This window comes from Nocardia sp. NPDC060220, assembly GCF_042727815.1.
Taxonomy (GTDB): domain Bacteria; phylum Actinomycetota; class Actinomycetes; order Mycobacteriales; family Mycobacteriaceae; genus Nocardia.
Window position 1 is genome coordinate 1 of the sequence record NZ_JBHWZY010000916.1, and the last position, 2,600, is coordinate 2,600.

Genomic DNA, 2,600 nt, shown 5'->3' on the forward strand with positions numbered 1-2,600 from the left:
GATCGAGGCCGGTGCTACGCGGCTCGGGTTGTCGAAATCGGCTGCGGTCCTCGACGGATTTCCCGACTAGCCGAGGTTTCCCCGAGTCGTCACCGCCGCGCGCGATCAGCAGGTGAACCCGGACTGCTGAGCGGCCGGGTCGCTCTCGAGTGCGGTCTTGCCACCCGAAAGGTGCACGCTCACACCGTCATCGGTGACCTTGACCTCCTGCGCGCGCAGGCCGAGCGGATAGCTCTGCAAGCTCTGGGTGAAGGTCTCGACGATGTCCTGCACGAGGTCGGTGGGCAGGCCGATGCCGAGTATCTGCGCCGACTTCGTCTCCACCGTGACGTTGCCGTCGCGGACCATCGGCTGCACCTCCAGCTGGGCGAGGCCGCCGAGCACATCGAGAGTGATCACTCCGGTGCTCGCCGAGGAGCTCACGCCGCTGACCATGGTGCCGAGGGTCTCGCGGATGCCGTCGTTGTTCCAGGTCACGTCGGCGGTCGAGCTGTCGATGGTGCCGCCGCCTCGGCCGCGGTCGACGAGTTCGATGTCGTTGAATTTCGCGTGCACCACCATCCCGACAGCGGGGCCGAACTTGTTGTCCTCGCTGTCGACGGTGATCGTGCCGACCTTGCCGTCCACATAGGACAGCAGGATCGGGCGCGGGCCGAAGCCCACGTCGATGCTCGAGCCCATCTGTTGCTCGAACGCGCCGCTGATGCAGCTCGAGATCTTGTGCCTGGCATACGCTTCGGTTCCGCCGATGGCCGCGACGAGTAGGGCTGCGACCACGGCCAACGCGATCACCAGCGAGCGCCGACCGATCCTGGGGCGAGGGGGCTTTTGTGTGGTCATGGCATCGGATTCTTCCCGATCTTTCTGTGTCCGCTCTGAGGACGTAGTGAAAGCCTTCACAGCAAAATGTGACCTGGCGCACGCAACCGGGCGTAATCTGGGTTGCATGACTGGCGAGGGCGCGCGCCGGGTGGCGGGGACAGCGGATCATCGATGGCGGGTGCTGCGGCGCCTCGCCGGGCGGCACGCGGGCTTCTTCACCACGCGTCAGGTGTTGCGTACCGGCTGCGAATCGCAGGTCAGAGCCGCCCTGGGGGACGGGTCGGTGACCAGGGCCGGGGTCGGGATGATGCGGCTGGGCCAGTGGCGGGTGGGGCCGCTCGACGAGTACGCGATGTGGGCGGCGTGGTTCGACGGCGCGGCGGCGGTGTCGTATCAGAGTGCGGCGGAACTGCACGGGATCGGCAGGTTGCAGCCGCGGTTTCTGCACCTGTCGGTGTCGGCGGGTCGCCCGCCGGTGACCCCACGGTTGGTGCTGACCCGACGCAAGCTCTGCGCGGCGGATGTCGAGTCGGCCGGGCCGTTTCTGGTGACCACGCCGGTGCGGACGGTCCTGGATCTGGCCGAGACCGAGATCTCGCAGTCGGCGCTGGACGAGGTGGTGGCCGACGCGGTGGCGATCCACCGATGCGATACCGACGAGATCTGGTGGGGTGGGCAGCAATTGGCGCCGCGGGCGTCGGCGCGGGTGCGACGGGCGTTAAGCCGGGTCTGACGGGGCGACCACGTTCCAGGGCACCGACAGCACGCAGTCGCGCATTCGCCGGTTGTAGGGGTGGACCGGGAAACCGTTGGCGCGCAGCATCTCCGCCGCTGCACGCCAGCGGATGCGGGGGCCGTACGGCGCCATGGCCGCGGTACGCTCCCAGGCCCGGTCGGCGGCGGTGAGCAGCGTGTGGACGCGTTCGCCGGGAATGTTGCGGTGGATCAACGCTTTCGGCAGGCGCTCGGCGATGTCGGAGGGCCGGTCCACGGTGAACGGATCCCAGGCCAGCGTCAGGGAGAGGGGGCGGTGCCGGTCGAGCAGCACCCAGGCGCAGCGGCGGCCGAGTTCATCGCAGGTGCCGTCGACGAGCAGACCGTCGGGTGCCAGATTGGACTGGATGCGCGACCACGCGTCGGGCACGGCGTCCTCGGGATATTGGCGCAGGACGTTGAACGCGCGGACCAGGGTCGGTCGCAGGCCCGCCAGTTCGAAGCCGCCGCGGGCGAAGCGGACGCCGTCGCGGGGTGCCACGACGCGGGCCGGGTCGATTTCCAGGCCCACCACCTCGAGGTCGGGGCGCACGGTGCGCAGCCGGGCGGCCAGTTCGAAGGTGGTCCACGGTGCGGCGCCGTAGCCGAGGTCGACGACCAGGGGATCGGGCGATTCACGCAGTGTCGCGCTGACGAGTTCGTCGTTGACGAGCCAGCGGTCACTGCGGCGCAAACGGTTGACGCCGGTGGTGCCACGGGTGATGGTGCCGACCGGGGGGAGGGCCTTGCGGCTGGGGGCCACGGGCGTCGAAGTTCTCCGGTGCGTCAGACCGACTTGTCGGCGGTCTGATTGTCCAGGTAGCGCAGGGTTTCTTCCTGCTCGGCGCGGAACAGGTCGACCAGGTTCACCAGCATCAACTGCTCCAGGCGCGGGCCGACCATGGGGATGAAGACCTTGGCGGTGGGGGAGAAGCGCATGGTGGCGCCGGTCTCGGTGGGAAACAGGCGGATGGTGCCGGTCAGGCTGCCGGGGCCGGCCGGAATCGAGGCGGAGAACTTGCCCT

General features: G+C 69.0%; 4 protein-coding genes. 1 reads left to right on the forward strand and 3 read right to left on the reverse strand.

Annotated elements, in window-relative coordinates; genetic code table 11:
* Positions 1–105: 105 nt before the first annotated feature.
* Complete coding sequence (locus tag ACFWF3_RS31660; RefSeq protein ID WP_378991062.1) at positions 106–840, reverse strand: DUF2993 domain-containing protein; 735 nt, start codon at positions 838–840, stop codon at positions 106–108.
* 106 nt (positions 841–946) lie between these two features.
* Between ACFWF3_RS31660 and ACFWF3_RS31665 the strand changes: the two genes are divergently transcribed.
* Positions 947–1,555 carry a hypothetical protein gene (locus tag ACFWF3_RS31665; protein WP_358186434.1) on the forward strand — a complete coding sequence of 203 codons (609 nt, stop codon included), beginning with the start codon at positions 947–949 and terminating at the stop codon, positions 1,553–1,555.
* Here the strand turns inward: ACFWF3_RS31665 and ACFWF3_RS31670 are convergent.
* Together ACFWF3_RS31670 and ACFWF3_RS31675 are read right to left on the reverse strand one after the other, a co-directional pair.
* The gene (locus tag ACFWF3_RS31670; RefSeq protein ID WP_379317450.1) at positions 1,541–2,338 is read right to left on the reverse strand and encodes a class I SAM-dependent methyltransferase; all 798 of its coding nucleotides are present in this window, start codon (positions 2,336–2,338) and stop codon (positions 1,541–1,543) included. The genes ACFWF3_RS31665 and ACFWF3_RS31670 overlap by 15 nt on opposite strands.
* Before the next feature lie 23 nt (positions 2,339–2,361).
* Positions 2,362–2,600: DUF2505 domain-containing protein (locus tag ACFWF3_RS31675; protein WP_379317452.1), on the reverse strand; the 239-nt coding region annotated here is incomplete at its 5' end.

Excerpts from the sequence above, each read along its gene's own strand:
- ACFWF3_RS31660 (WP_378991062.1), bottom strand. The coding sequence starts at position 840 with ATGACCACACAAAAGCCCCCTCGCCCCAGGATCGGTCGGCGCTCGCTG.
- ACFWF3_RS31665 (WP_358186434.1), top strand. The coding sequence starts at position 947 with ATGACTGGCGAGGGCGCGCGCCGGGTGGCGGGGACAGCGGATCATCGA.